This window comes from Microcystis aeruginosa LEGE 91341 (assembly GCF_015206885.1).
Lineage (GTDB): Bacteria > Cyanobacteriota > Cyanobacteriia > Cyanobacteriales > Microcystaceae > Microcystis > Microcystis aeruginosa_H.
The window spans coordinates 1-6,449 of record NZ_JADEXY010000186.1; the positions used below are offsets into that span (position 1 = coordinate 1).

Below are 6,449 nucleotides of genomic sequence, written 5' to 3' on the forward strand. Positions count from 1 at the left end.
AGTTGGGAATCTGGTAATGTACCGCAAGTCCTTCGTCATCGCTGTGCTTATCTAAATGGTTGCCTTTTTTAACTTTTTTATTGATCTCATTAAGCATTTCTACTTATTGCAAAGGTGAGATGCTCCCTGGTTCTGAGAACGCAGACTCGTCACTACTGTTTCAATGTAATACTAAATCCGTTGAATATAGGCTACTTATAGAGGAGAGGCAAAAGTCAACAAGCAAAAGGCAAAAGGGGAAATAAATAATTAGAAGTCGTTTAGAAAGTCTCCATTAGATTAAAGTCGATAAAAAAGTAATTTATCCCAGCAGTAATGGTTCTTCGGTTTGTGTTATGCAATGAACGGGGGTTATAAGAGATGGAACCCTTATAGAGAAAGACATTTGGCGATTTTTGTCAATTGTTTTTGATCTAGAGCGAACTAATCAATTAAATCTCTTGCCAGATAAGGATTTAGTCGATTTATGCCACCCTATCGAACCATAACAAGTAACGAAGAGCCGCAGTAATTTTCCCAAGAGATACCCTAAACAAAAAAATCGCTCGCCACAAGAGCGAGGGAATGACTAATAGTAAACAACTAACAACTCAACCCTAATATTCCCATCTTGTGGATGACTTTTTGGGGACTGGGCTTCTTGATCAACTTTTGACGGACAATTTAGTAAAGTGATGGTTTTAAAAGTCAGACAGAGGAATAATTCCACAGGCTTGAATTTTACTTAAAACGAGGTGAAGTTGCCACAATAACCAATTGCCAACTCTCCAGAAAGCGACGGAGTTTTGATTGTCAGCAACCTCGGCCGATGGATAACAAAGATTTTCCTCAAAAATCAACCAATGAACGGGTAAATGACCGAGGGGAGCATTCGGCTCTAATTCAAAGTTTAGTTGCTCATAATTGAGCCATTGACCTTCCTTTCGCCAACCTAAGCGCTCGCCAAGTTTCTTTTGGGTTTCATAATCCACTAAACCACCGAGACTAGAGAAAATGGCCTGCTGAATACTAAACCCGAAATGACCATTACTATAATGCAGCCAAAGTTGATCAATTTTTTTCAGTTCTGAACAAGGTAATTGAGCAATGTCTTGAGGATAAACCTCATTCCAGTAGGTTCTACCCAAAATTTTTAATAGTAGTTTGGTCGTTTGGCGATCGGCCGCTTGCCACTGTTGCTTTCTTAGCAAATCTTGTAATTGATTATAATCAAAATCGGCCGATTCTTGAGTCAAGATATTTGGGGAAGTCGGGGGATTTTTAGAACTAGAAGATTTGTCAAGATTGTTTTGAGTGAATTGAGAGATAACTATTGCTGGGGGAGTTTTGGGGATAGTGTCTTTTTGACAAGTCTCTTGTTCTGCTAAATGATCAGATAATTTATTGATGGTTTTTTCTAGGAAAATAAATTGTTCTGACCATTCACTTTCATTGAATAAGTAATCATTAAATTGATCAGAGGAAAAAGCCTCTTTTAACCTTACTTCTTTCTCGTAACCAGTCGCTAGAAAATTTAACAAAAACTCAGAACTTGTTGCTGAATCTGACGTTTCTAAGAGATCAGGCTGAGGTTGAAAAATATTATCTACCAAATACTTAATTTCTCCAACTGTTGCATAAAATTCTTCGTCCACCTTAATGACTTCTTCTATTAATAATTGAAAAGGAGCAAAATAGTCCTGTAAGTAGGTTTCAAAATTAATCGCATTTTGGGCAAGATCCGCAATTTCTTGGCGAACTCGTTGAGATTTGAGTTGATAATGATTTAATTCCTCATAAATTTTGAGTTCTTGAATAATTGCTTGCACAATTTTTTTCTGCTTTTGAGTATCCTCGGCTAATTTCTGAACTCCTTCCCCTAGTAATTTAGTTTTTCTCAACATCAAAAAAGATGTTTTTCCCAGTAGCAAAATTGCCCGAAAATTTTCCTGTTTTTCTAGCTTGAGTTGATTGAGAATATTTTGATTATTATTATTTTTAATCTCTAACTTTATTCTCTCGTAGTCTAAGATTTTTAATTCTTGATATTTTTGGGAAAATAAAATTTTGAGATTGTCACTGAGTTGTAGTAAAAAACGATAATATCCGTCTTGATAGATTTCTAGTCCGTTAATTAATAAATTATAGTCTTTAATTAATAACTGAGTCTCAATCAAGATTTCTTGTTGAGTAATTTTTTCTTTTCGTTTAATAATCTTACCAAAATAGTAATGGTAGCGAACTCCTTCTTGAATTAATTTCCGACGTTCTTTGATGATTTTCTGAAAATTCTTTAAGTATCTATTTTTAAAAACAGGAAGTTGATAGCTTTGCTCATAAATGGCAATTTTTTTATAGGTCATCAGATGTGGAGAGTTCCTATTTAGCATAGCTATCTTAGACCAAAAAATTCCTCAGTACTTAGCAATAATCATCCGCTGCTCCCAGCTATTACAGGAGGGAGCAATACCTAATTAAACATTTTCAACTTCAACAACAACTGGTTCATTTTCAACAACTGGTTCCTTTTCAAGGATTGGTTCCTTTTCAATAACTGGTTCATTTTCAACAACTGGTTCCTTTTCAATAACTGGTTCATTTTCAATAACAACTGTTTGAGGACTTTCAGGAGTTGGCTGAGTTACCGTTTCTTGCTGCTTTGCTGTCTGTTCTTGATAGTCAGTCAAGTATTTTTTAGTTTTTAATTTCAGGTCATCAGTCAGAGGTAAAGCATCAATTTCAGCTAAAAGTGTTTCCAGCGATTCTTTTTTACTTCGCTCAGTGTAAAAAGCATTCAGAACCGCTTCAATTCCATACTGAGCGATCGCATCTCCTAAGACAGTAACCAACCCCATCGCTCCGATACCCAGAAAAACGACAAAGGGTTGTCCGAGGGTAACAATTAGCACGATGACAGCAATAATAGCCGAAGCTAAATAAGTACCTGCCACTTTTTTGATAATGTTATCGAGTTCCATAAAAATCACCTCAAATTTTTAGCGAAGGATTGGTTTAATTCTAAAGCAAGGTTAATCTGTCTGTTGATCGCTGTTAAGTAAAGCTTGAAGAAAAGGTTCAAGACTTTTGGGACGATAATCGGAAAAAGCCTTTAATCGTTTTACCACACTGTGATGAACAGTGACAACTTTTGTATTGAAATATCGCCATTGCTCACCTCCCAAGGACGACAATCCCTTAACCGTATTATCGAACTTGATGGTCGGGTCTAGTTTAATTGGGAATTCCTCAAATTCAGAGGTGGTTGAGTCAAACTCTAATCCCAATTTTTTGGCTTGATTAATCATCCATTGTAAGGGGTAGTCGGAAAGTCCTTGATATTCTTTTTTGCCACCACCTAGACAGGTATGTTCACCGACAAATAAAACTTCTTTGACAACTTGTTCAGGATTTTCTGGGTTGGCTTTGATCGGAGTGGAAGGAAAGTTTTTCCGTTTTTCATCAATGGCAACAGCATGAAAAGCATTTTGGATAATCGGACTTAATTTTGTATTACTAAATTCATATTTTTTATGATAAAACTTAGCCAGGGGAAACCAAGGAGTTAAATCAGGAATACCAAAATGACCAACTGTATCCCAACAACCTAACATCTTGACTGGAATACGATCTTGAAAATCTTCCTTTTCTGTCTCAATTTTTTTGGCATTAGCGGCACGAAATTGTTGAGCTTTGGCACTATCGGAACTAACGGTGTGGTCTCGATAGAGTTGATAAGCCTGGGGAATTTCTTTAATCTTAGATCGTTTTAGGATTCCACATTTATCGATAAAACTAGCCAAACAACGAACGATATATGCTCCGCGACTAAAACCTAACAAATAAATTTCATCCTCGCTTGTGGGATTATAGTTAAGGACAAGAAAACGATAGGCATCTTGAATCATCCGATCAAGGCCCCAGCCAAAAGTTTCATTCCCTAAACTTTTAATAAATTCGTTATCTTCGGCGCTGCCAGAACCTGACAAAAAGACGATTTGATGGGTTTGATCCTCGGCAATATACTTAATAGATTCGGCGAATTTAACCACATTGGTGGGATCAGCACTGGTAGAGTCTTCCCAAGAACCATCACAACAAATAATTAACCGTTTTTTCTGGTTTGAATAAGTCAGGATATCTGGTGCAGAAATTGCCGTTTCAGTAATCTCCTCAATTTCATTGCTCTCATGGTTGGGAAGAGCTGCTTCTTCGGTGATTATAGTTGATTCTGGATGCTCTTCCGGGGAAGGTTCTTGATGTTCGGCCGGAGCATCCTGTTCAATCACTTCTTCTTCTTCAAGGGAGTTAAAAATTTCGTTGACCATTGTTATCCTTTTCGCATTCCTTCTAGCTTTACTGCTAGTCTGAGTTTTTGATTTAGGAAGCGAGGTTGGTTTAGAGGGAAGACTATCTAGTTGCCAGGTTGTCCCATGAAGAATACCATGATTACCATAACTTGTTTGATCCTCTGCACTGCCATTAAGTGATAAATAAGTGACTAAGCCAAGGTCATCAAACCCAGGAGATTGATACATCTTTTTCTGGATTTCTTCTTGGCTAAGTGCTTGATTCCAAACAGAAACTTCTGCAAGACAACCTTGCCAATAATGGGAGAGATTAACAGAGGCTCCCAAGATGATTTTTTCAATCCCCGTTAAGGCACGGTTATGACCGTTGCCACGATGCCAAATGATCCCATTACGATAGATCAACATTCGGCCTGTGGTGGCATTTTTAACAAAAGACCAGTAAGTCCAATTACTATAATCCTTAAGCTTGACTTGTTTTTCAATTCGATCGAAACCTTCTTCGTTTCCCGCATCCCAAAAAATCGCAGGTTTCACGGGATCGCCCCAAGGCAAGGTAATATGTAGAACGCGGTTATTTTCCTGATTAACAGCTTCTAAAAGAGTCGTTTCTGTAGATAAATTATTTTCCCCTTTTGCCCAAAATGTAATGGTAATACTCTGATCGATGTCAAGAAATCCGTGGGATAGATCCATGTGATCATCAATGCCATTAAATTTTAGTACAGAGCGTTGTTCAGCCATTGGTTTTGTAATCACCTAGGGGAGAAAGAGGTAATCAGGGGTTCAGGGACTCTGACTAATAAGAGATTTATCTATCTGTCGCGGTCTTTGTGAACGTCACCGTCTAGCTTACCACATTTTAGTTATCTAGCGATATAAGTGAGAAGTTTTCACAAAATTTAGCTTCAATAGCCTCTCATCCCATATTCGCGGTCAATTGTTGTTGGTAGAAACTGGCAGTTAAATTGCTGGCATCGTTAGACAGCTGGAGGGTTTGTTCAGGTTCTGGGGTCGATTCGGTGTCCGGCTATTGCCCTGATTATATCAATCTTTTCCAGCCAGAGCGCTTAAGGTGAGATTTTAAGCCACTTTAAGATTTGAGGATTTTTGTCATAACGATAGGTAAAACCACCGTTGGCTACGATCAAATTTCCGCGACTAGCTTTACTCCGAACACTAGAGATCGATAAGTAGGTTAATAGTTTCATCTCTTGATGAGAAAGTCCTTCAAGAGACTGATGTGTTTCTGGTGATTCTGACTCATAATTAATGGTAATATCAGATTGTACATAATTGTCATTAGGGGTATTAGTAAACATTTCTTGCGCTTTCTTAAGGCGATAATCCTCAACGGTCAAGAGTTCCCAACTAGAGTTAGCCGAGAGTTCTAGAACCCATTGATGGTAATTAAAGAGACTTTCTCGATGACGGACACTAATAAAAGTTGTCTTACGAGCTTTTAATTGATCATATAGAATCCTTTCGTTGACTAAATCTAGGGTGCTGGTTGCTTCATCTAAAATGATAAAACTGGGGGGATTAACTAAGAGCCGAGCAAAGGCTAGACGTTGTTGTTCTCCCAGAGAGAGAATGTTTTCCCAGGGTTTTTCAGAGTCAAATTCATCCACCCGACTTAGGGCGTTTTGTAAATTGACTTGTTGTAATACTGCTTGAATTTCGCTATTAGTTATCTGATGATCGGTCTGAGGATAGAGCAGTTGTTCCCGTAAGGTTCCTAAGATAATGTGGGGACGTTGGGGTAAAAAGAGAATTTCTTCAAGGGGTGGCCGCATTAAACATCCGGTACCGGAATTCCATAAACCCGCGATCGCTCGTAGGAGGGAACTTTTGCCGTGGCCACTAGGGCCAACAATCAGTAATCCTTCACCGGGTTGAACAGAAAGAGATAGATCTTCGACAATTACCTGCTCATAGTCGGGAGTTTGTAAAGTGACTTTCTCAAAGGCAAAATGTATCCCCTCATCGGGGTCAGGAGTTATTCTGGTACTCATGAACAAGCAAAGTGATTGAGAAGACCTCCTGCAAAAATAGGAACTGATTATGTAAAATAAAGTAAAACACTCAGAAAAACAATGACTTACGAAAAAGTAAAAAATTTGAATCCAGAAGAGTTTAAACGCTTTTGTGGAGTATATCCTG

General features: G+C 38.1%; 3 protein-coding genes and 1 pseudogene. All 4 read right to left on the reverse strand.

The window, feature by feature from the left end:
- Window positions 1-680: 680 nt before the first annotated feature.
- Window positions 681-2,342, reverse strand: a complete 1,662-nt coding sequence (locus IQ234_RS19305) for a GUN4 domain-containing protein (protein ID WP_193958266.1) — start codon at window positions 2,340-2,342, stop codon at window positions 681-683.
- A 111-nt stretch (window positions 2,343-2,453) separates the two neighbouring features.
- A complete protein-coding gene (locus IQ234_RS19310) occupies window positions 2,454-2,957 on the reverse strand; it encodes a hypothetical protein (protein ID WP_193958267.1) in 504 nt (167 codons plus the stop codon).
- A gap of 51 nt (window positions 2,958-3,008) precedes the next feature.
- On the reverse strand, window positions 3,009-5,030 hold the full coding sequence (locus IQ234_RS19315; RefSeq protein ID WP_193958268.1) for a phospholipase effector Tle1 domain-containing protein: 2,022 nt from the start codon (window positions 5,028-5,030) through the stop codon (window positions 3,009-3,011).
- Window positions 5,031-5,356: 326 nt separating this feature from the next.
- A pseudogene (locus IQ234_RS19320) lies at window positions 5,357-6,262 on the reverse strand (ATP-binding cassette domain-containing protein); the annotation flags it as partial.
- Window positions 6,263-6,449 lie beyond the last annotated feature (187 nt).

Excerpts from the sequence above, each read along its gene's own strand:
- IQ234_RS19310 (WP_193958267.1), bottom strand. The coding sequence starts at position 2,957 with ATGGAACTCGATAACATTATCAAAAAAGTGGCAGGTACTTATTTAGCT.
- IQ234_RS19315 (WP_193958268.1), bottom strand. The coding sequence starts at position 5,030 with ATGGCTGAACAACGCTCTGTACTAAAATTTAATGGCATTGATGATCAC.
- IQ234_RS19305 (WP_193958266.1), bottom strand. The coding sequence starts at position 2,342 with ATGACCTATAAAAAAATTGCCATTTATGAGCAAAGCTATCAACTTCCT.